The sequence below is a fragment of the Subsaximicrobium wynnwilliamsii genome (genome assembly GCF_007997225.1).
Classification (GTDB): domain Bacteria; phylum Bacteroidota; class Bacteroidia; order Flavobacteriales; family Flavobacteriaceae; genus Psychroserpens; species Psychroserpens wynnwilliamsii.
This window is the reverse complement of record NZ_VORM01000004.1, coordinates 74743-95894: the sequence shown is the minus strand read 5'-3', so window position 1 is coordinate 95894 and position 21152 is coordinate 74743. Positions and strand designations below refer to the sequence as shown.

Genomic DNA, 21152 nt, shown 5'->3' with positions numbered 1-21152 from the left:
ATTATCTTTCTTGTTTTTGTCCCTCAGATCTCGCAGATTTTCGCGGATTCTATTTTGAATTATTTCTGCGTCGATCTGCGTAAGCCGCGGGAAATTCTATTTTTGTGTCCCGCAGATCTTGCAGATTCTCGCAGACTATTTTTAATTCATTCTGCATTTATATACGTCTATCTGCGTCATGTGCGGGAAACTTTTTATTGTCCTTTAATGACATTATAATTTGCTTTTGCCAGCTGTAGCTGTATTTTATGTGTGACCAAGGTATTTTCATCCTCATATAAATTTGTGAGTTCCGTAATGTAGGCCGATGCGGTGATGACGCCGTTTTTCAATTGGGAATCAGCTGATTTTAGGACTTCTTTTCGCAAGTCAATAATCTCCAAATCAGAAGTAATAAAGCTTTCAATTTTAGCGATTTCCTGTTGTTGCTGATTCAGCTCAATACCAGTATTCAGTTTGAATAATTCGGTTTCTGTATCGACGATATCTTTAGTAATTGACAAAGATTCACGTTGTTTTTTGTTGGAATTCCAGTCGAAAACATTCCAATTCAATTTGATGCCGACTGTATAAAAGGGTTGAAAGGAATTATCCAACATATTCAAGCCTGGATTGCCATAGCCACCGGTCGCAAATCCCAATAATTTGGGTGCGTTTTGTTTGGCTATCAAGGCTTCATTGCTTTCAATTTCGTTTTTTTTAAGTTGAAATAATTGGAGTTCGGGTCGGTTTAAGTTGGTGTTTAACTCATTTTCTAACAACGGATTTTCAAAGCTCGTGTAATCGGCCAAAGATTTTCCGATGATGCTCGAAAGCGTTTCTATCAAGGAAGCCTTATTGCTCTCAACTTCGCTAAATTGCTGATGGAGTTTCAACAATTCAGCTTCTAAAACCTTATCCGATGTTGGTAAAAGCACACCATATTTGATACCTGATTGTACTTCACTTAATTTTACTTGTAGTAGCTCCTTTTTCGCCGCTAATAATAGTTGTGTTTCCTGCGATAATAAAATTGAAAAATAGAGTTGGTTGATGTTTTGTTTTAACTGATAGAGATTGACCTCTACCTGTTTTTGCTGTGTTTTCAATTGGGCAGCTCTTACCATTATTGATGCATCCGTCGCCCCAGCATTATAAATAAGTTGATTGACAGATAGTGTTGCGCGATATTGGTCATTGTTTAAAGCTTCTATGTTGGTGTTGGGAATAGGAATTTCAATCACATCAGACTGATAAGTGGCTTGTGCATCCACACTGAACTGTGGCAATTTAGAATTTGAAATAATGGCTTTATCTAACTTGCTCTGTGCTTCAAAAAGTTGCGATTGTTTTGCTAATGGGTAATTAGTGGTGGCCAGTTCATAGCATTCCTCCAAGCTTATATTCTGCTGTCCTAACATTGGAACGCTAGCAAATACTATTAAAATGAAGGTAAATCGTTTCATCTTAGTGCGGTTTTATGGAATTAATGATAAAATTGGCGACTTCTGTTTTTCGGCTTTCTACGAATGTTTCATAATCCTGTTCATCTTTATTGGTAAACGCTTTGATCAATGGTTTCCCTAAAAAAGGAAAAATGTTGAGTGCTATGATATTGACGAACAATTGATCGGCATCAATGGGGTTTAGAAGTCCGTCGTTGATTTCAGCATCCACTTGTGCTTTGAATTTATCGAGATTGGGGAAACCCGTATTCTCTTTTAGTTTCACAATGAAATCTTCGTTTCTGTTTAGCTCTTGAATAATAAAATTTGGTAAATACGGATGCTTCATCATAAAAGTGGTATAGTTAACCGTAAAGTTTTTGACCTTATCTTCAATGGAAGATTCATCATTCAAAATGATATTCAATTGAGGCGCCAACAACGAAAAAGCCTGATTGAACACGGCTTCAAACAGCAGTTGTTTGCTTCTGAAATAATAGTGAAGCATGGCTTTATTGATTCCCGCTTCATCGGCTATATGCTGCATGCGGGCGCCATCCATACCTTTGGTTTGAAATACGGTTTTTGCTGCAACCAATATTTGTTCTTCTGTATTTTCGTCCTTCGTTTTCGCCATTGTTAACTGTATAGTTTAACCATTTGGTTAACAAAGATACAACATATTATGAAACGGGTGCTAACTGGATTAGTTTAAACGCATGCTCAACAGTTTTTAAGTGTAGTGTTAAGCGTGCTTCATCCTGAAGTTTTTTTACGCGTTCATTTAAGCAAAAAACGTCTATCTTATCCGCGATGCTAGTTCCAACAGCACTGTTATAGGTGCCTACGCGAAGTGCCACAGGGGTTTGTCCATTTTCAAAGACCTATGAAAGATCAAAGCTGCTATTGTTCAGTTTTGATTCAGTAATTCAAAAAGATATTAGCAGATGTATCGAAGATCTTGAAATAATCATGCTACCATGGTTAATTAGAAACCTTGTCTTTCCATATATCATGAATGCGCAGTGATAAATCAACTAAGGTTTCACTAAGCCCTACCTGTTTCAGCCATATCTGTATAGCTGATATTTATCATTGTCAAAACAGGAAGATCCAACTACATTTACTCGGTAATCAAAAAACAGAACTTATGAAACGAAAGATATTATTGCCAACAGATTTTTCAGATAATTCCTCACAGGCCATCAATTATGCAACGGAGCTTTATAAAGACGTACCTTGTGTTTTTTATCTTCTCAATGTATTTTATATCAAATCAAAAGATATTGAAAGCATAATAAACATGGATAAAGGAAGCCCCATGTATGAAGCCTCAAAAGCTAATTCTGAAAGTGGACTTAACAAACTCTTGGATCATTTAGACCCTAAAGAAAACGGAAACCCAAATCATAGTTTTGAGACCGTCACAGTGTTTAACAATATCGTGGAAGCCATTAAAACAGTGGTTGAAGAAAAGGATATTGAACTTATTGTTATGGGTAATCGAGGTGAAACCAATTCCAGAAGTATCGTTTATGGAAATACGGCTTTGGATGTTATGGAAAAAATCAGGAATTGCCCCGTTATAGTAGTGCCTCAATCGGCAAAAATGGGCCTCCCTAAAGAAATTGTTTTTCCAACCAGCTACAAAACCCACTTTAAAAACCGTGAATTGAGCTATCTTATTGATATTGCCAAAAAGTGCGATGCATCAATTAAGGTTTTGCATATTTCAAATGAAGACCACTTAACCGAAAAACAATTAAAGAGCAAAAAGCTCTTGGAAGACATTTTCAAAGATGTAAATCACTCCTTCCATTATTTAAGCAATATGTCTGTTCCCAAGGCCATTAATTGTTTTGTGGAAAGCCGAGAAAGTGACATGGTCGCATTCATCAATAAAAAACACACTTTTTTTTCAAGTATTCTTTCACAACCCTTGGTAAAAGGGATTGCCTATGATTCTAAAGTGCCCATGTTAGTGATGCACGATCTACGAAATTAAAACTTCAAAAAATGAAAATGGACACCAATTTTAACGTCATAAAATCCTCTGGAGAAAAAGTGAAGTTTTCATTGGATCGATTACGTGCCTCATTGAGAAAATCTGGAGCAGATGGTCAAACAATCACCCAAATTGTGGACAAAGTGCAAGGGGAGTTATACGATGGCATCTCAACAAAGGAAATCTATAACAGGGCATTTGCATTACTCAAAAAGAAAGACAGCTACCTCGCATCAAAATACAAACTCAAAAAAGCAATTTATGAGTTGGGGCCAACGGGTTATCCCTTTGAGCGCTTTGTAAGTGCGATTTTAAAATATTCGGGTTACGAGACACGCGTGAGCGAAATAATGCAAGGGCATTGTGTGACTCATGAAATAGATGTCATAGCCCATAAAAATGGCCATACAACTGTGATAGAGTGTAAATTTCACAGTGAAGAAGGACGAAATTGCAATGTCAAAGTGCCATTATATATCGCATCGCGTTTCAAAGATGTCAAAAGCCACTGGGATTCAAAAGCTCATGACACAAAACTAGAGGCAGGATGGGTGGTCACGAACACACGTTTTACCGAAGATGCACGGCAATTTGGCAAATGCATTGGCTTGTATCTATTGAGTTGGGATTATCCAAAAAATGATGGGTTGAGAGATAGAATAGACCGACTCAGTTTATACCCCATAACGGCTTCAACGCTATTGACCAATCGCGAGAAACAATTTTTGTTGAGTAGGGACGTGGTACTCTGTAGAGATTTAAAAGACGACGTTTTTTTCTTGGACCATCTTGGAATTTCGGAAACTCGTAAGTCAAAGATCATAAACGAAATTAAAATGCTTTGTAAAAACTGAAACTATGGATCATCATGTGAAAATTAATTTTTTGGGCGCAGCCGGTGTTGTTACGGGCTCAAAATTTCTCATTGAAACCTCCGAAAAGACTATTTTGATTGATTGTGGGATGTTTCAAGGACTTAAAGAATTGCGGGAACTTAATTGGTGTGACCTTCCTATTGATGTCAATGCAATCGATTTGGTGTTGCTAACCCATGGCCATTTAGACCATGTAGGGTATTTGCCACGCTTATTGAAGCAAGGCTTCCAAGGAAAAATCGTTGGCACAGCACCTACCTTGGCGATTGCCGAAATCATATTAAGGGACAGTGCAAAAATACATGAGGAAGAGGCTGAAAGAGCCAATAAAGAAAAATACACCAAGCATCATCCGGCCTTGCCATTTTATACGGTTAAGGATGCTGAAACAACAATTCAATTGTTTGAAGTTGAAATGGAAGACAAATGGATACATCTGTCTGAACATATATCCTATCGTTTCCAATATAATGGTCATATCATTGGCGCAACCTTTATAGAGTTGGATATCAATTCCAAACGCCTCGTGTTTTCTGGAGATATTGGCAGATCCAATGATTATTTATTGGAGGATCCTAAACGTCCCGAATGGGCAGATTTTCTCTTTGTGGAAAGTACCTATGGCAATAAACTGCATTCGGAGGAAGATGTGGAGCAGATTCTTACAGACATCATCCTGGAGACCATTCATAAAAAAGGGAATCTGATTATTCCGAGTTTTGCCGTTGAACGTTTACAAACCTTGATGTATATTCTGTGGAAGTTATATCAGAAAAATAAAATTCCGAACATTCCCATTTTTGTAGACAGTCCAATGGGAAGCAATGTGCTGGACGTTTTTAGTCGCTTTCCGAAGTGGCATAAACTGCCTATGGCTGAATATAATGCCATGTGCAATCACGTCAATAGTGTGCAATCGTATAAAGAAACCTGGGAAACCATTGATGATAAACGCTCCAAAATCGTCATTGCTGGTAGCGGAATGGTTACCGGAGGAAGGGTGCTCACGTATTTACAGCAGCTCATCGATGAACCCTCAACAACCGTTTTGTTGGTAGGGTATCAGGCTGAAGGCACTCGTGGCAGGCAGTTGTTTGACGGTGCCCATGAGATTAAATTTTCAGGAAAATACTATCCGGTAAAAGCCACTGTCAAACACATTGAAAGTTTATCTGCCCATGCAGACCAGAACGGATTGCTCAATTGGATGAGCGCTATTAAGAACATTCCAGAAAAGGTCTATCTCATCCATGGCGAGCCGGCAGCTCTGGACGCTTTTAGAGTGAAAATAAAGGACACTTATAATTGGAATGTCACTATTCCCAAACTATCTGATGTAGAAACATTAGTCATATAAAAAGTTTGGGATAATGGAAAAAGGAGTTAAATCTGAATAGTTTTACTGCGATAAGAGCAAATATGAACCTTGTCTTAAGTAAAAAATCTTAAAATCAATATTCTTGCCTCTAAATAGTATCAAATCTCAATCAGTCAATAGATCGATATAAGCTTTGAGAGCTGGGGAAACCAAGATGGAATGCCAGCCTGCGTAAGTCCCACTGTAACGATTGTCCCAAAAAATCTCATCAAAAAGCCATCAACCATTGGTCTTAATCACGTTGATGATATCATTTTTTTGAAGCACACCCGATTGTCTCCACACTTGTTTTCCGTTTTTGAACAATAGCATTGTTGGCACACCTCGCACTTGGTATTTGGCAGCTAAAGCCTGATTTTTATCCACGTCTATTTTAACAATTTTGACCTTATCTCCAAGGTCTTCTTTGACTTGTTTTAATATTGGTGCCAGGGTTTTACAGGGTCCGCACCAGTCTGCAAAAAAATCAACCAAAACAGGTTGATCTTGATTTATTAATTCTGAAAATTTACTCATAATTTTATGTTTTTAGTTATCAAAGGAAATGCGCCATATCCCTCTCACTTCATTGACATCGTAACCAATAGCGTTATCTTTTGGATATAATAAGCTTATCTTTTGAAGTGTAGCGGCTTGCATGGTCTTGTTTGGTTTCCCGTGGCATTGCAGGCACATGGTATTGGTTGTGATTGGATAATATACCTGCACCTTATCATCCAATTCTTTAACAATTGGGTTGGGCTCCTCTTGATTTGCAATTACTTGTTTGAAAGTCTCAATATACTCTAATTCTTCGTCATTGGCTTGATTGTTTTGATTCCTTGGCTTATCGGAAACGCGCTTGATGCTCGCATGAAGTACCACCGCCATACTATCTGTTAAAGGGTAGGCTTCTTCATTGCAAAAAGCCAAAGCTCCCAGAGTGCCTTCATTTTGGATGGCTTGCATCAAGTTTTTCCCCAATACGGCTTTGGTGGTCATGGCGTATTTTAAGCCGCGTTCTGCATAACTCAGGTTTTCAAAATCTATGGCAGCCTGCTGCTTTTGCATCTGCTTACTTTTTGCTTTACCCATGCCATTCTTAGCACCTTTTCCTTTTCCTTTTGCTCCGTTGAAATGCGCTTCAAACCACTCTGGCTGCTCAATGGCGTTATCAAACATGTAATCTCCAATTAGAGCAATGGTTTCTTCAGGATAAACGGTTTTTGGCATCACACCAAAACGCTTTACCGCGCCGTACATTTTTGCATGCGCTGCGGTTGGATTCTTAATCCACGCTTGTAGATCACTAATGAATGCTGCTTTTGTGCTGCTCTCGTTGATATAATGTTTTTTAACAGCAATCATAGGCGGGCCAATTCTATCCGCTTGACTTGCTGATGGACTGTGGCAGACATAACAATTGGTTTCCATAAGTTTTTTACCTGGATGCGGTTGTGCATCTTCGATCTCTTCGGCAGCAACATACTCTGTTTTTTCAGAATTTTTACAACTCAAAAACGAGACCAGTAGCATTGAAAGCAGTATTGTTTTTTTCATGTTTGTGAATTTTTACTGTGAAATTTCCCCGTGGCGCAGGTTACAAATGATTTTGCTTTGGAGCTCAATGTGTTGTCATTCTCGATAGATGGATAACCTATACTTTTTAATCGTGCTTTTACCAGTACCGCATTCACATCATCCTTATGCTCAAAAGAAACACTACTAGTTTCCACATCCACATAAATATTGGATCTATGTTCTATAGATGAGATGTTACTGGAAATCGTATGGGCGCAACCGCCACAGTTTAAGTTTTGTACAGGAATTGATGTTTTCATGATTTTAAAAGCGAGTTTAGTTTTTAGTTGTGAGTTTTTAGTTTTTTGGTTGTGCTTTTGACTTAACGTATTTTAAGTTCAAAACAAGCTTTCCGTTTCTGTTTTGAAAATTAGATAATGGTCTTTGAATGACCATTATCCATGGCTTTGAGTTCTTGTTGATCGTCCCTGCTTTTCTGTTATTTAAACTACAGCCGTTGCATGGCGAACCTGCCTTGTAAACCATTAAGAGTCAGCTCTTTTTTATGGGCTTATCACAAATTTATCAAATTTAAGCCAGTATAGGTGTAACATAAGTTACTCAAGGCAAAAGGCTGCCGGGGTAGGACGTAAAGCGCTTCGTATTGAAAACAGGTGGCATAATAATCAAGCGTCTGGAATTGTCATGTTTCAGCAGAAGTTATTGGTATTCAAAAAAACGCAGCCATAAAAAAGCTAAACCCCAGCTGTTTTGTAATGAAGTTTTAGGCCCCCTTCCAAACTTAATTTTAACGAGTCGAGATCCATTTTTTTTGAGTCAGCAAGCCTTCGGGAGGGAAGTTCGGAATTTATTGAATGAGTCTAACAGCGTCTTCATGAGCTTGGTTTTATCTTTACTTGATAGGCTCGAACAAATTGTTCAACTGGTGGAAAGCTTGTTCCGAATAATGAAGCAGAACGCTTTGGCGGCAAATTAAATGCGAATTGGCTTCGGGTAAATTCGAGATCATTCGAATTAATTGTGTTTAAAAATGAAATACATTTCCAGTTCATTAGAAGCTCATTTTTTTTGCCTTTATTTTTTCAGTATAAAAAAAATCATTCAGAAGCATCGGGTGCACAGATGACAAACTGTTTGTAGCAACCAAATCCATTAAATTCTGAATATTAGTTTTGCTGGCTCATTAATAATCGTAATATTGCAATATAATGTTAAAGTACCTCTGCGGAATTCCTAAGTTTCAAAATTAAATGTGCAGTGTTGCCCTTTGTTAGCCCTATTATCATTAAAATAGATTGTTGCCAAAAGATAGAAAACTCAAGAACATGACCTCAACCCAATCCGGCGTTTTCCCAGCATTAACAACTACAATTCAAAGCTTAAAACCCGAAACAATTAGTGAGTCCCGCAAGAAGGAACTTCAACCCTTAATTGATTTTATCCAGTCAAAAGTTTCGAACCAACAGGAAATTCGTATCAATTTCATTTGCACACACAATTCGCGAAGAAGTCATTTCTCACAAGTTTGGGCACAAACTTTCGCCACTCATTTTAAGATCAAAAATGTATTCTGCTATTCTGGGGGCACAGAAGCTACAGCTTTGTTTCCAACGGTAGTGGATACTTTAAGGAGTTCTGGTTTTGAAATCAGAACGCTTTCAGAAGGCAACAACCCAATTTACAGTATTAAATATGCTGAAAACGAACACCCTATCATTGGGTTCTCGAAAAAGTTGGATGCTGATTTTAACCCAAAGTCTGAATTTGCGGCAATTATGACCTGCTCGCAAGCAGATGATGGCTGTCCGTTTATTGCAGGTGCTGAAACACGAATTCCCATAACCTATGAAGACCCAAAGGTCTTTGACCATACACCCCAAAAAGCTGAAAAATACAGTGAAAGAAGCCGGCAAATCGCAACCGAGTTATTTTATGTTTTCAATCAAATCAATTCCTGAATAATGGCCTCAAAAAGATTAAGTTTTCTCGATAGTTATTTAACACTCTGGATTTTTGTCGCTATGGCAATTGGCGTGGGACTTGGGTATTTTATTCCAAGCTTTCCCAGCATTATAAACACTTTCAATAGCGGGACAACGAATATTCCCATTGCAATCGGACTCATTTTAATGATGTACCCACCTTTGGCAAAAGTAAATTATGCATTGTTGCCAAAAGTTTTTAAAAACACAAGAATCCTCTCCATTTCTCTGGTTTTGAATTGGATCCTTGGGCCTGTTTTGATGTTCGTTTTGGCTATTACCTTCTTACGTGATTACCCAGAATACATGGTCGGCCTTATTTTGATTGGGCTGGCGCGTTGCATTGCCATGGTTTTGGTTTGGAATGATCTCGCGGAAGGCAGTAGCGAATATGGCGCTGGCTTGGTGGCATTGAACAGTATTTTCCAAGTTTTTGCTTATAGTTTTTACGCTTGGATTTTTATAACTGTACTACCACCTTACTTTGGATTTGAAGGCGCCATTGTAGATATTTCGATACAAACAATTGCTGAAAGTGTCGCGATTTATTTGGGAATTCCTTTTGTAATGGGCATATTAAGCCGATTGATTTTAGTAAAACTGAAAGGCGAAGCATGGTACACTGAAAAATTCATCCCCAGCATTTCGCCGCTGACTTTGATAGCCCTCTTGTTTACGATTGTGGTCATGTTCTCATTAAAAGGCGAGTTGATGGTTGAAATCCCAATGGATGTTTTGATTATCGCAGTGCCACTACTTATTTATTTCAGTTTGATGTTCATCATTGGCTTTTTCTTGACCAAAGCCACGGGCGCAGATTACGATAAAACTACAGCTGTGGCTTTTACCGCCGCAGGAAATAACTTTGAATTGGCCATTGCAGTGGCGATTGCAGTTTTCGGACTCAACTCTGGACAAGCATTTGCTGGGGTGATAGGGCCTTTGGTGGAAGTTCCTGCTTTGATTGTATTGGTTCGGGTTTCATTTTGGCTGCGGAAAAAATATTTCAAAACCATTTAATGCTACTTAAAATCCAAACGCTGCCTCAGGCCAAAATGATTTTTAAAAATGGTGAAGTACTGCTGAATATATCAAGAAAAATTAAGTGCTGAGTTACATTAAAATTTGAATGGTCGTTTCATGGCCCAATGCGATAGGATTTAGTCACATGCTCCTATTCCCACTTCATCTTTTGCAACCTAACGGCATTCAAGATCGCCAATAGGGCAACGCCTACATCTGCAAATACAGCTTCCCACATGGTGGCTAAACCACCGGCACCTAATAGGAGCACTACGATTTTCACACCAAATGCAAGTCCGATATTTTGCCATACAATACGCCGCGTAGATCGACCAATCTTGATGGCTCTTGCAATTTTTGAGGGTTGATCGGTCTGGATGATTACATCTGCGGTTTCAATGGCCACATCACTGCCCAAACCTCCCATTGCAATACCAACATCGCTGGTTGCTAATACGGGTGCATCATTGATTCCGTCGCCAATAAACGCCACTTTTGTGACTGGTTGTTGTTTCAGTTTTTCTACTTCGTTGAGCTTGTCTTCGGGTAATAACCCACCTTTTGCCCAATCAATGCCCAATTCATTGGCAACTTGCTGTGTGATGGAATCCTTGTCGCCAGACAGCATGATGATTTTCGAGATGCCCAATTCGCGAATTTCCTTGATGGCTTTGTGTGCGTCATCCTTCAGCTCATCTGCAATGGTTACGAAGCCGGCAAATTTGCCATCGATCCCAACCATAACTATGGATTCAACAATGGTATCGGTTTCAGTAGGAACTTGTATTTGGTTGGAGAGCATTAAAGCTTTGTTTCCAACCAGCAGCATTTTTCCATTTACCGTGCCTTTCAAGCCTTTTCCTGCAATTTCGGTAACATTGGTGGCTTGATAATCGGCTCCATCAGCCTTATATGCCAGTATGGCTTTGGCTATGGGATGTGTGGATTGTGCTTCCATTGCCATGAGGTACTTCATGAATTCTGCGACATCCATACCGAGGGATTTCACATCTTTTATTTTGAATACCCCTTTGGTAACTGTTCCGGTTTTATCCATTACCACAGTATTTACTTTGGTCATTGCGTCTAAGAATGAAGCTCCTTTGAACAGAATCCCATTACGGGACGCAGCACCCAATCCTCCAAAATAGCCTAACGGAATAGATATTACCAAAGCACAGGGACAGGAAATCACCAAGAAAATCAAGGCGCGATACAGCCAATCCCTAAACACATAGTCATCAACAAAAAAGTAGGGCAGAAGGGTAAGTCCAATTGCCAGAAAGACCACAATTGGTGTATAGATTCTCGCAAACTTACGAATGAACAACTCGGTTTTTGACTTACGGGCTGTGGCATTCTGCACCATATCCAAAATGCGGGCAATAGAACTGTCCTTAAATTCTTTGGTGGTTTCAATCTCAATTACGCCGTCCAGATTGATGCTTCCTGCAAACACCTCGGCGCCTTTTTGAATGCTGTCCGGTTTACTCTCCCCAGTTAGAGCCGCTGTATTGAATGCTCCTTTTTCTGAAAGTAAAACACCATCTAAAGGCACTTTTTCTCCCACACGCACTTGAATCGTTTCGCCTATGTTGACCGTTTCAGGAGCAACAGAAATAAAATCAGAATTCCGATACACCAAAGCTTCATTGGGACGTACATCCAACAAAGCCTGAATGTTGCTCTTTGCTCTATTTACCGCTGCACTTTGGAACAATTCGCCCACGGCATAGAATAACATCACTGCAACCCCTTCAGGATGCTCGCCTATCGCGAATGCACCTAAAGTGGCGATGGACATGAGCAGAAATTCTGTAAAGAAAGCAGCATTTTTGATGCTCTTCCAGCCTTCCTTGATAACAGGGAGACCCACAGGAATGTAGGCAAGCGTATACCAGACTACGCGCAGCGATCCTTCAAAAAACGGGAATGCCTCAAAATAATCTACTGCAATTCCTGCCATGAGCATTACAAAACTAAAGATTGCAGGGATATAGGTTTTAAAATTAGACACAGATTCTGCACTACTATGGTTGTGGCCATCGTCTTTGCCATGTTCGCCAGCATGTTGCGTTTTATCTAGGTCTCGAAGATTGACTTTTTTCTTTTTCATAATAATGGCAAGGTCTTGAAATTTTTAATGCAACAGAAGTGCATTTATTCTGAGCTGCACTTCTCGCAAATGCCTTTTACCACAAGGTTTGCATTTTCGGCCAAATAGCCATAGGGCAGATTGATATGAGGAATTTTGTGTGCTGTTAAGCAAACGGTTTCGTCACAATTACTGCAATGAAAATGCAAGTGCAGGTCTTGGTCTAGCTCGCAATTGCAACCAGACTCGCAAAGCGCATATTTTGAAATCCCTGTACCATCGTCTATTTGGTGCGCGATCCCATTTTCTTCAAAGGTTTTAAGCGTTCGATATAGCGTGCTGCGGTCTGATTTTGAAAAAGCGCTCTCAATATCGGTCAAAGCCACAGCTACTTCTTTTTCAGCCATATATTTGTAGATCAAGATTCGCATGGCCGTTGGCCGTACTTGATGGGCTTCCAATGTTTTTTCTATTTCGGTCATTTGTTCAATGTGATTTTAATGAGAATGTGCTGCGTCCCCTTTTTTCATTTCAGCCATAAGGTAATAAGCATTGTTTTGGGCAAATTTTGTGCCCGATTCTGGCGCTTTCATAAAGCGCAGGGCTACCCAACCTGCATCGCGCTGAACATCGGCATCAATGCCTTCGATCAAAAAATCGTTCTGATAAAACCATTTCAAATTCCTTCCGTTGCCACATCCCACATCAAGAATGGATTGGCCAGGTTGATAGCGGCCTTTCAATATTTGATCAATAACATAAATATCCACATTGCCCAATAAATTGTAGGTCTGCTCGTAATTCATATAAGAAAATTTAACTACAATATAACAGAATTTTCAGTGACTCTGTAACCTGAGTTACGCTTATTGAGTATTAATTTGAGTAACTTTAGAGTTCAAAACTAAATACACGTATTATGGAAAATGAAGAATTGAATACCGGGTACGCCATGCCAAGAATTGGCGATCAAGCCCCCGACTTTAAGGCGAAAACCACTAAGGGCGATATACAAATGGCTGACTTTGCCAAAGACAAGTGGACCGTGATGTTTTCACATCCAGCCGATTTCACACCGGTTTGCACTACGGAATTGAGCGGATTTGCACAACGAAAAGATGAATTCACAGCATTAAATACAGAGTTGCTGGGATTGAGTATTGATAGTATCCACTCCCATTTAGCGTGGGTCAATAACGTTCGCGAAAAGACAGGCGTCTATTTTGATTTCCCTATCATTGCCGATATAGATATGAAGGTAGCCAAGCTTTACGGCATGTTGCAACCCAACGAGAGTGAAACGGCAGCTGTGCGGGCTGTGTTTTTTATAGATCCAAAAAAGAAAATCAGATTGATCATGTACTACCCGCTCAACGTAGGTAGAAATATGGACGAAATCTTGAGAGCGCTTGAGGCTTTGCAACTTTCAGATGAGCATAGTGTCTCCATGCCTTTGGATTGGAAAAAAGGGGATAAAGTGATTGTTCCGCCACCAAAAACGCTGGATCAAATGAATGACCGTATCAATGACGATACTTGTGAGAAAGTAGATTTCTACCTCGCTAAAAAGTCATTGTAAGCACGAAATTTGACCTCTAAATAAGGATTTTTTAATGGAAAAGCGTCGAGCAGTCGGCGCTTTTTCTGGTTAAAGTAACAAAGGTTACCGAGCATCCATCTTTAAGTTTATAATTTCACCGCCGTAAACCTATTTTAACTCAAAATTATTTTAATTATGACATTATTCAGTATGATTTTCGGTTCCAAATCAGCACAGACCGATACGATTAAAGTGCTTTCCGCTTCAGCATTCAAGGAGGCCATTTCAAATAAAAAAGTCGAATTGGTTGACGTTCGCACGGCACAAGAATTTAAAAAAGGCGCTATTGAAAAGGCCAAAAACATCGATTTTTTTCAGCAGAATAAATTCAACACCGCATTTGAGAAATTAGATAAAGACAAACCCGTTTACCTGTATTGCCAATCTGGCAATAGAAGTGGGCAGGCCTCAAGAAAGCTTGACGCCATGGGTTTCAAAGAAATCTATGATTTTAAAGGAGGGTATAGCCGCTGGCCATATAAAAAATAAGGCTGCGGAAGACTTCCATAACCATTCAACATTTAAGAAGTTGTGGTGGTTTGGCAGGCATTCCGAAGACATTTAGAAACATTCAGAAGCTAAAGGTATATTGTGCCTGTGGCTAAAATCGTTTATTTTTAAGCAGAAGGATTGAATTCTTTTGCCGGGCTGCATGCTTTCAAGCAGTTCAATAGTATATTGGCCTTTATGGATGCTCAAGGAATACGGGTCTCCATTGGTGGGTTGCAAGACATTGAAAAATGATCACAAAAAAAATTGAGAATGAATACAAAACAACATTGGGACGCTGTTTATGGAAATAAAACCCCAGATCAGGTAAGTTGGACCCAAGAGAAACCTGAAATCTCATTGCAATTGATTGAAGCTACAGGATTGGCCAAAACAGCTAAAATCATAGATGTAGGCGGCGGGGACAGCAAACTTGTGGATTATTTACTTGAAGCAGGCTATCAACATATTACGATATTGGATATTTCTGCCAAAGCACTCGAAAAAGCAAAAAAGCGTTTAGGCGAAAAGGCCAGCAAAGTACGCTGGATTGTGAGCGATATTAGCACCTTTGAACCAGAGGAAACCTATGATTTATGGCACGACAGGGCAGCCTTCCATTTTTTAACTTCGAAAGAAGAAATTGAGCATTACCAGGCAATTGCTTCTAAATGTGTTCGTGATAGTTTGATCATTGGTACGTTTTCAAAAGAAGGCCCCACAAAATGTAGTGGTTTGGAAATTTCTCAATATGACGCAGTAGAATTGTCAAAAGTATTTGAAAATCACTTCACAAAAATAGAATGCCTTAGCACAAACCACGAAACCCCGTTTGGTACTCTACAGAACTTCCAGTTCTGTAGGTTTAGGAAACTCAAATAAAACCGGGATTATGTATCAAAGGTTACAGTGTTTTAGGATAATCTTTGTTATTTTTATGTCAAAATGAAACGATATTGCTATGAAGATAAAACAATTTGAATACACACCACTGGCACATTATTCCTATGCCATTGTAAGCGAAGGCAAAATGGCAGTTATAGACCCAGAAAGAAATCCCGCACAATATTATGCCTATGCTGAAGCGAACAATGCAAAAATAGTTGCTGTTATTGAAACGCATCCGCACGCCGATTTTGTGAGCTCACATTTGGAGATTCACAAAACAACTGGCGCTACCATATACAACAGTAAAAAATTGGGAGCCGATTATCCGCACCAATCTTTTGACGAAGGTGATGGTATTAGCTTGGGTCAAATTAGCTTAAAAGCCATCAACACGCCGGGTCATTCGCCAGATAGCATAACCATAGTTGCCGAGCAAGGCGATGAAACGGCGCTATTTACAGGCGACACCTTATTTATAGGCGATGTGGGCCGACCAGATCTTCGGGAAAAAGCGGGCAATATGAAAGCGAAGCGCGAAGATTTGGCTGAGATGATGTATGACAGCATTAGCACAAAATTCAATGATTTGCCAGATAACGCATTGGTTTTTCCAGCCCACGGCGCAGGTTCGCTCTGCGGAAAGAATTTGAGTGACGCTGCCAGCAGTACTTTAGGGGATGAGCGCGCGAACAATTGGGCATTTAAAAAGCAATCCAAAAAAGAATTCATGGATACGCTGCTCGATGGCCAGCCCTTTATCCCACATTATTTTGGCTTTGATGTGGATATGAATAAAACCGGTGCCGACAATTTAGAGCCTGCCATTGCAAAAGTGCCGTTTGAAGCCCATACGGCTGCTGAAGGTTTGATTGTGGATGTAAGAAATGAAGTAGCCTTTAAGAAAGGCCATTTAAAAGGAAGCATAAACATACAAGCCGCTTCTGTAACCGCAAAATTTGAAACTTGGCTGGGCGCGATCATTAAACCGAAAGATTCGTTTACCTTGGTTTTGGATGCTAAAGAGAATAAAGACCCAATACTGCACCGTGTCGCTAAAATTGGGTACGAAAAGCTACTCAAGAAAATCATCACGCTCAAAGATGAAAATTTAGTGAAAACAGAAAAATTGGATTTGGCAGATTTCAAGAAAAATCCAGATAACTATACCATTGTTGACATTCGCAATCAAAGTGAGATCGACGAAGGCCTGTTTTTTGAAAACGCACATGCGCATCCCTTGAATGAGTTACGGGATACCGCCAAAGATATTCCAACCAATAAACCTATCGTTGTGCATTGTGCCGGTGGTTATCGCAGTGCAGCCGGAAGTAGCATTTTAGAATACAAATTGAATGGAGTCACGGTTTATGACTTAAGTGATGATGTTGAACAATTTAAAAATTGAACCTAAAAAAGCCCATAAAAGACTATGTTTTTGTAATGGTGCAACTGCTTATTTTTGTAGTGTACTTTTTACCAATACAGTTGATCACAATAGAACTACCCGAATGGCTAAGCCATTTGGGTTTGTTTATTTTGTGGATTGGCCTTCTCTTTGGTATTGTGGCGCTCTTGCAACTAAACAACAAACTTTCGCCTTTCCCGTCGCCAGTGGCAGCAGGTAAATTGATAACCAATGGCGCTTTCCGCATATCGAGACATCCCATTTACACCGCTTTGATCTTTTCGGGATTTGGATATGCTGTGTATCAATCATCGGTTTATAAGATTTTGATAGCAGTGTTGCTTCTGATTTTATTTTACTTTAAGTCGCGTTATGAAGAAGGATTGCTTAGCAAGAAATTTTCAGAATATCAAAACTATAAAAAGCGCACCCGAAGATTTATTGGTTTTCCGTAGCATTACCAAAGGTCAAATAGGGGCTTATTCTGGCGACCTCTTTAATGCCTGTCAAAAACATCGCATTTAAAGATTTGTTTAAATGTCGAGAAAAAAGATCTTGATTTATTCTGAAGGCAGGAAATTGCCAACATCCATTAAAATAGGATCAACAATTTTGAGTCATCTCAAAAAAAAAACCGCACCAATGGAAACTTGGATGCGGATTTTTTTTGTTTACAGTGCTGTAACTACATTAGACCATTCAAGAATTTTTTGAATTCAGGGTTGTCATAATCAGCCATTCCCTTATGGGTCAATGCCAAGTTGCCAGCGGCATCAATCACATAGGTGGTGGGAAGGGCATTAGATTCAAACATTGCGGGAAGCGCACTTACTGGCGCATAGATAGGCAGGTCATACCCTTTGCGTTTGTCAAATGCTTTAGCCTTTTCGAAATCGGTGTCAAATGACAGTATCACAAAAGCAACATCATCGCCCATTTCTTCGTGCAATTTATCGATACTCGGCATTTCGGCAATACAGGGAGGGCACCAAGTGGCCCAAAAGTTCATAAAGATGACCTTGCCTTTCAGTGCCTCCAAAGACTTGGTGTTGCCATCCCGATCAATCATCTGAAAATTGAAATCGGCTTTAGTGAGCTTCGTTATATTAGCCGTTTCACTCCTGTTTTCATTGTTTTGTGCTTGGGCAATTCCCGCCACATCAGGATTCATCAAGCCGGTTGCTAGTAATCCGCGTTGCGCAAAACCAATGACTTCAGTATGCAATCCTGTTGCATATAACACGACTGCTAGTATGGCGAAAACCCCATATTGAATCCAGGTTTTCTTTGTGTCTTTGCTTTTTTTATTCTTGTCCATATTTTTTAATTTTTATTGAAATTTATAATCTGTATTTGGTACGGTTGAAAAGGAATACCTGCCAAGATAGTCGCAATACGCCCGCCCTTCCAAGCTGGGTGAAATGGGCGAATTTTTTTTGAGATACGCTTCAACGGCCTCATGTATGGTATAATCCATCACTTCAACATCTTTGACATTTGGAATGCGGCACAGGTTGTCAAGCGGATCGCCGGGACGCACACAAGCCGAAACGGTATAGTATTGCTCATCCACCATGGGTTCCCCATTTACTTCTATGGCAGAAATGCGGTTGCCCTTATCATTCTGACTGTTAAAATTGACCTTCATGCCAGAGAAACGTACCAGCCAACCACCGAAACGCTCGGTTGGGTTTTGGGCAAAAGCATTGTGCATTTCCTTTTCCAACCAGTCCTTTATTTGTTTACCTGTGGCTTTTCCAGTTTTTACGGGTTCATTAACTGGAAGTAAATTCCATAAGTTTGCTCGGGTAATAGGCTCAGGTTTTCCGTTTTTTGGCACTATTGGATTTCCAAAACGGAAACCATTAGAGATGGAGATGTCTGCACCTGTTTTCCAACGAGCGGCATCGGTAATCATATTGTCCATTGGGTTTTCAACGGTTAAATACCTATAGATTGGCGTATTTGTGTAACCCACCACCGTTTCTAAATGTGCCTTGTACGGCGCTTTTGCCTTATCCACAAGTGCTTGTATAGTTTCGTCTGCGGGAAATACTTCTGGATCCACATCGATGAGCTCATAAGCGTCGTCCACCAATGTTCCATCCACAAAATGCAGCGTCAACTTTCCTACAAAAGAGCCAAATGCGCCTGGCTCAGTGACCTTGGCATATGTGCCTTGGATGGGAACTCTTACCCGCTCGTGGGTGTCGTTGCCCAAAATATAGTCTGCATTTTCAGCAATGGGATTATTGGCAAGTTCGATTTGCTTAAAAATACCAATATGTGTGACCAAGAAAAGCACATCTATTTTTTCGTTCACTTTGATGTCATCCACTATTTTCTTTAGTTCACCATCAAGGCCGCTAAAACCTATGCCTTCACTAAAAACAGGGTTTTGCCGAACAGGCACATCGGGATCGTTAAGGCCTATAAAACCAATGCGAACGCCTTCAATTTCCTTAATTGAATAACTCGGAAATAACGGGGCTTTAGTTTTGTCATGATACATGTTCTGCACGATGACATCGGTTTCATAGCCTGCCATAATATCCATCATGATCTCCTTGCCATACACAACTTCCCAATTTCCCGGGATGATCACGTCATAGCCCATATTTTTAATGATTTCCGGCAGTACTTTACCTTCAGAAAGCGCTGTATAGCCGCTCCCCTGTATGAGATCTCCGCCATCTACGATGATGGTTCTATTGGGGTTTTTTTTGCGTTCTTGCTCAAAGAGGGTCTTTATATTGGCAAGACCACCACGATTCTTGAAGACTACTTTTTCATTTTCCCAGAACAATTCGGGGTGAGTGTCTAGCTGCCCGTGAATATCGGCGGTTTGCAAAATGGTAATACTCAAGGTGTCTTTTGTACTTGTTGCGCTTGCCGTTGATTTTGGTGTTTCCGTTTTACAGGAAACCGAAAGCATTAGTATTCCTGCGAAAACTGAGCTTGCCGCAAATGTGCGCTTAAATGATTTCATAAATGTTCTCATAGTTATAGGCTTATGCTTTTATATCCTTTTTTCTGAAGCTGGAAATTATGAAGAATCCCGTTTTCGACAATCTTCATTTTCTTTGGGACTTTTGTTTTATCGATCTTGAATTTATTCAGCGAAAACCCACAGGCAATTAATTGGACACCTGCTTTTTCAGCCTTTTCAATAAACGGATCCATTTTTTCGGAATCTGTAATATCACCTATTTCTCTTCCGCAGATAATGACCTGAAAATCTCCAAAGCTTTCGCCGTCTTCTGCTTTAAGCGCTTCCGCAGTTAGAATAATAGGTTGTAATTGGGCTACTTTTTTAGTGAGCAGCACATAATTGTTTTTGCTGCTGTTTAGTTGCTGTGCCTCGAGATGCGTGTTGCTAAAGAGGCTAAGCATTAAAAAGATTGAACTAAAAATATATGTTTTCATGTGTGTTTATTTTAAAGGATTATTGGTGTCGTTCACTATAAAAAAGAGAAGACCGCCTAAAATTGCTATGTTTTTAAAAAGTGGTCCAAGGGTAGTTATTTGACCTACTTGAACTGTTAATGTGATGGGGATTAAAACTGCCATCAAAATTATTGCTGCCCATTTGGTTTTATATCCTATAAGAAATAAAAATCCTGCCGCAACCATTACGATGCCCGATGAAATGATGAGCCATTGTGGTTCGCCAAAAAAATGGGCGATACCTTTAAAACTGGCTTGTTCGATTCTTTGGGCTGTTTTTTCCACATGGAGTAGGTGGTTAAACCCTGCAATGAGAAAGATACCACTGGTAAAAACGCGTAATAATTGTATGGAACGACGGCTAATTAAAATTTTTGTCGTCATTGTCAATGCTGTAAATAGAATGTTAGATTTTTTGCCGTGTCTATAAGCAATAGTTCATTTGAACCATTGCGAAACCGACTTTACATGGGTATTAAGCCAAACGAGGAGGAGGAGAGGCGTTTTCCAAGTACAGAAAACTTAATCTTGAAGAGAAATGTTCATTGAAAACTGCTTTGGGTTTTGGGCAATCGGTTTCCCAAGTGAACAATTCAAATTGAAACTGAGCGCTGCAAAAACCGTCTAAGTTAATCACTCGAGAATCCAATTGATCTGTTTGCGAGAGATTTGCTGTTTTTTCTGAGAGATTTGCGAGTTTTTCTTTTTTACAATGCGGATTTACGAAAGTGATATCACTCCCGCTGAACAAGGCGTTCAGCCCATTGGCATCTATGGCAATGAATTTTGCCAAAAAGAGGAATGCCAACAGAGCCGCTATGTAAGGTTTTGTTTTCAAGTGTTTGCAAACATAAGGGAAATGGTTTTCTATTTGTGTAACATTTGTTACCCAGCCCTGTTAAAAATGACATAAAAAAAGCCATTTAATCATTATGCAAAAATTGTAATTGCCTATTAAGCACTACAAGTCCCTGTTATAAATGCATTACCAACTAAACTTGATGGGCAATCATTGTTTCA

Annotated in this window: 23 protein-coding genes; 10 read left to right on the top strand and 13 right to left on the bottom strand. The window is 39.7% G+C overall.

What is annotated here, in order from left to right; genetic code table 11:
* Window positions 1–194: 194 nt before the first annotated feature.
* Together ESY88_RS04745 and ESY88_RS04740 are read right to left on the bottom strand one after the other, a co-directional pair.
* Window positions 195–1445 (bottom strand): TolC family protein, encoded by a 1251-nt coding sequence (locus ESY88_RS04745; protein WP_147085496.1) that lies wholly within the window; start codon window positions 1443–1445, stop codon window positions 195–197.
* A gap of 1 nt (window position 1446) precedes the next feature.
* Entirely contained in the window at window positions 1447–2061 is a 615-nt protein-coding gene (locus ESY88_RS04740; protein WP_147085495.1) for a TetR/AcrR family transcriptional regulator, read from the bottom strand.
* Window positions 2062–2574: 513 nt separating this feature from the next.
* On the opposite strand from ESY88_RS04740, the gene ESY88_RS04735 reads away from it, so the two are divergent.
* From ESY88_RS04735 to ESY88_RS04725, 3 genes are read left to right on the top strand one after another with little or no spacing between them, the layout of a single operon-like run.
* Complete coding sequence (locus ESY88_RS04735) at window positions 2575–3429, top strand: universal stress protein (RefSeq protein ID WP_147085494.1); 855 nt, start codon at window positions 2575–2577, stop codon at window positions 3427–3429.
* 17 nt (window positions 3430–3446) lie between these two features.
* Window positions 3447–4283 carry an ATP cone domain-containing protein gene (locus ESY88_RS04730; RefSeq protein ID WP_147085701.1) on the top strand — a complete coding sequence of 279 codons (837 nt, stop codon included), beginning with the start codon at window positions 3447–3449 and terminating at the stop codon, window positions 4281–4283.
* A gap of 4 nt (window positions 4284–4287) precedes the next feature.
* A complete protein-coding gene (locus tag ESY88_RS04725; protein WP_147085493.1) occupies window positions 4288–5661 on the top strand; it encodes an MBL fold metallo-hydrolase RNA specificity domain-containing protein in 1374 nt (457 codons plus the stop codon).
* Window positions 5662–5901: 240 nt separating this feature from the next.
* Here the strand turns inward: ESY88_RS04725 and trxA are convergent, their stop codons facing one another.
* The 3 genes from trxA to ESY88_RS04710 are packed head-to-tail and all read right to left on the bottom strand — an operon-like array spanning window position 5902 to window position 7502.
* Complete coding sequence (trxA, locus tag ESY88_RS04720) at window positions 5902–6198, bottom strand: thioredoxin (RefSeq protein ID WP_189702524.1); 297 nt, start codon at window positions 6196–6198, stop codon at window positions 5902–5904.
* A gap of 12 nt (window positions 6199–6210) precedes the next feature.
* Window positions 6211–7221 (bottom strand): c-type heme family protein, encoded by a 1011-nt coding sequence (locus ESY88_RS04715; protein WP_147085491.1) that lies wholly within the window; start codon window positions 7219–7221, stop codon window positions 6211–6213.
* Window positions 7218–7502: a heavy-metal-associated domain-containing protein gene (locus ESY88_RS04710; protein ID WP_147085490.1), complete on the bottom strand. Its 285-nt coding sequence runs from the start codon at window positions 7500–7502 to the stop codon at window positions 7218–7220. The genes ESY88_RS04715 and ESY88_RS04710 overlap by 4 nt, the downstream gene beginning before the upstream one ends.
* Window positions 7503–8528: 1026 nt before the next feature.
* Between ESY88_RS04710 and ESY88_RS04705 the strand changes: the two genes are divergently transcribed.
* Window positions 8529–9161, top strand: coding sequence for an arsenate-mycothiol transferase ArsC (locus ESY88_RS04705; RefSeq protein WP_147085488.1), 633 nt, complete (start codon window positions 8529–8531; stop codon window positions 9159–9161).
* A 3-nt stretch (window positions 9162–9164) separates the two neighbouring features.
* A complete protein-coding gene (gene arsB / locus ESY88_RS04700; protein WP_147085487.1) occupies window positions 9165–10205 on the top strand; it encodes an ACR3 family arsenite efflux transporter in 1041 nt (346 codons plus the stop codon).
* A 154-nt stretch (window positions 10206–10359) separates the two neighbouring features.
* On the opposite strand, the gene ESY88_RS04695 is transcribed toward arsB, so the two are convergent.
* The 3 genes from ESY88_RS04695 to ESY88_RS04685 are packed head-to-tail and all read right to left on the bottom strand — an operon-like array spanning window position 10360 to window position 13109.
* Window positions 10360–12324, bottom strand: a complete 1965-nt coding sequence (locus tag ESY88_RS04695; RefSeq protein ID WP_147085486.1) for a heavy metal translocating P-type ATPase — start codon at window positions 12322–12324, stop codon at window positions 10360–10362.
* A 44-nt stretch (window positions 12325–12368) separates the two neighbouring features.
* On the bottom strand, window positions 12369–12785 hold the full coding sequence (locus ESY88_RS04690) for a Fur family transcriptional regulator (protein ID WP_147085485.1): 417 nt from the start codon (window positions 12783–12785) through the stop codon (window positions 12369–12371).
* Window positions 12786–12800: 15 nt separating this feature from the next.
* Window positions 12801–13109, bottom strand: coding sequence for a methyltransferase domain-containing protein (locus ESY88_RS04685; protein WP_189702523.1), 309 nt, complete (start codon window positions 13107–13109; stop codon window positions 12801–12803).
* Window positions 13110–13222: 113 nt separating this feature from the next.
* On the opposite strand from ESY88_RS04685, the gene ESY88_RS04680 reads away from it, so the two are divergent.
* The 5 genes from ESY88_RS04680 (at window position 13223) to ESY88_RS04660 (ending at window position 17140) form a co-directional block, all read left to right on the top strand.
* The gene (locus ESY88_RS04680) at window positions 13223–13882 is read left to right on the top strand and encodes a peroxiredoxin (protein ID WP_147085484.1); all 660 of its coding nucleotides are present in this window, start codon (window positions 13223–13225) and stop codon (window positions 13880–13882) included.
* 156 nt (window positions 13883–14038) lie between these two features.
* Entirely contained in the window at window positions 14039–14392 is a 354-nt protein-coding gene (locus tag ESY88_RS04675; protein ID WP_147085483.1) for a rhodanese-like domain-containing protein, read from the top strand.
* A 273-nt stretch (window positions 14393–14665) separates the two neighbouring features.
* Complete coding sequence (locus ESY88_RS04670) at window positions 14666–15274, top strand: class I SAM-dependent methyltransferase (protein ID WP_189702522.1); 609 nt, start codon at window positions 14666–14668, stop codon at window positions 15272–15274.
* A 79-nt stretch (window positions 15275–15353) separates the two neighbouring features.
* Complete coding sequence (locus ESY88_RS04665) at window positions 15354–16685, top strand: MBL fold metallo-hydrolase (protein WP_147085481.1); 1332 nt, start codon at window positions 15354–15356, stop codon at window positions 16683–16685.
* Window positions 16682–17140 (top strand): methyltransferase family protein, encoded by a 459-nt coding sequence (locus tag ESY88_RS04660; RefSeq protein WP_223270722.1) that lies wholly within the window; start codon window positions 16682–16684, stop codon window positions 17138–17140. The genes ESY88_RS04665 and ESY88_RS04660 overlap by 4 nt, the downstream gene beginning before the upstream one ends.
* Before the next feature lie 230 nt (window positions 17141–17370).
* Here the strand turns inward: ESY88_RS04660 and ESY88_RS04655 are convergent, their stop codons facing one another.
* The 5 genes from ESY88_RS04655 to ESY88_RS04635 all read right to left on the bottom strand — a co-directional run bounded on the left by ESY88_RS04655 (window position 17371) and on the right by ESY88_RS04635 (window position 20970).
* Entirely contained in the window at window positions 17371–18003 is a 633-nt protein-coding gene (locus ESY88_RS04655; RefSeq protein WP_147085480.1) for a TlpA family protein disulfide reductase, read from the bottom strand.
* Window positions 18004–18015: 12 nt separating this feature from the next.
* Window positions 18016–19674: a bifunctional metallophosphatase/5'-nucleotidase gene (locus ESY88_RS04650; RefSeq protein ID WP_189702529.1), complete on the bottom strand. Its 1659-nt coding sequence runs from the start codon at window positions 19672–19674 to the stop codon at window positions 18016–18018.
* A gap of 14 nt (window positions 19675–19688) precedes the next feature.
* Window positions 19689–20111, bottom strand: a complete 423-nt coding sequence (locus tag ESY88_RS04645; protein WP_147085479.1) for a sulfur reduction protein DsrE — start codon at window positions 20109–20111, stop codon at window positions 19689–19691.
* Between the two features lie 6 nt (window positions 20112–20117).
* On the bottom strand, window positions 20118–20516 hold the full coding sequence (locus ESY88_RS04640) for a DoxX family protein (protein ID WP_147085478.1): 399 nt from the start codon (window positions 20514–20516) through the stop codon (window positions 20118–20120).
* Between the two features lie 91 nt (window positions 20517–20607).
* Entirely contained in the window at window positions 20608–20970 is a 363-nt protein-coding gene (locus ESY88_RS04635; RefSeq protein WP_223270721.1) for a hypothetical protein, read from the bottom strand.
* Between the last annotated feature and the right edge of the window lie 182 nt (window positions 20971–21152).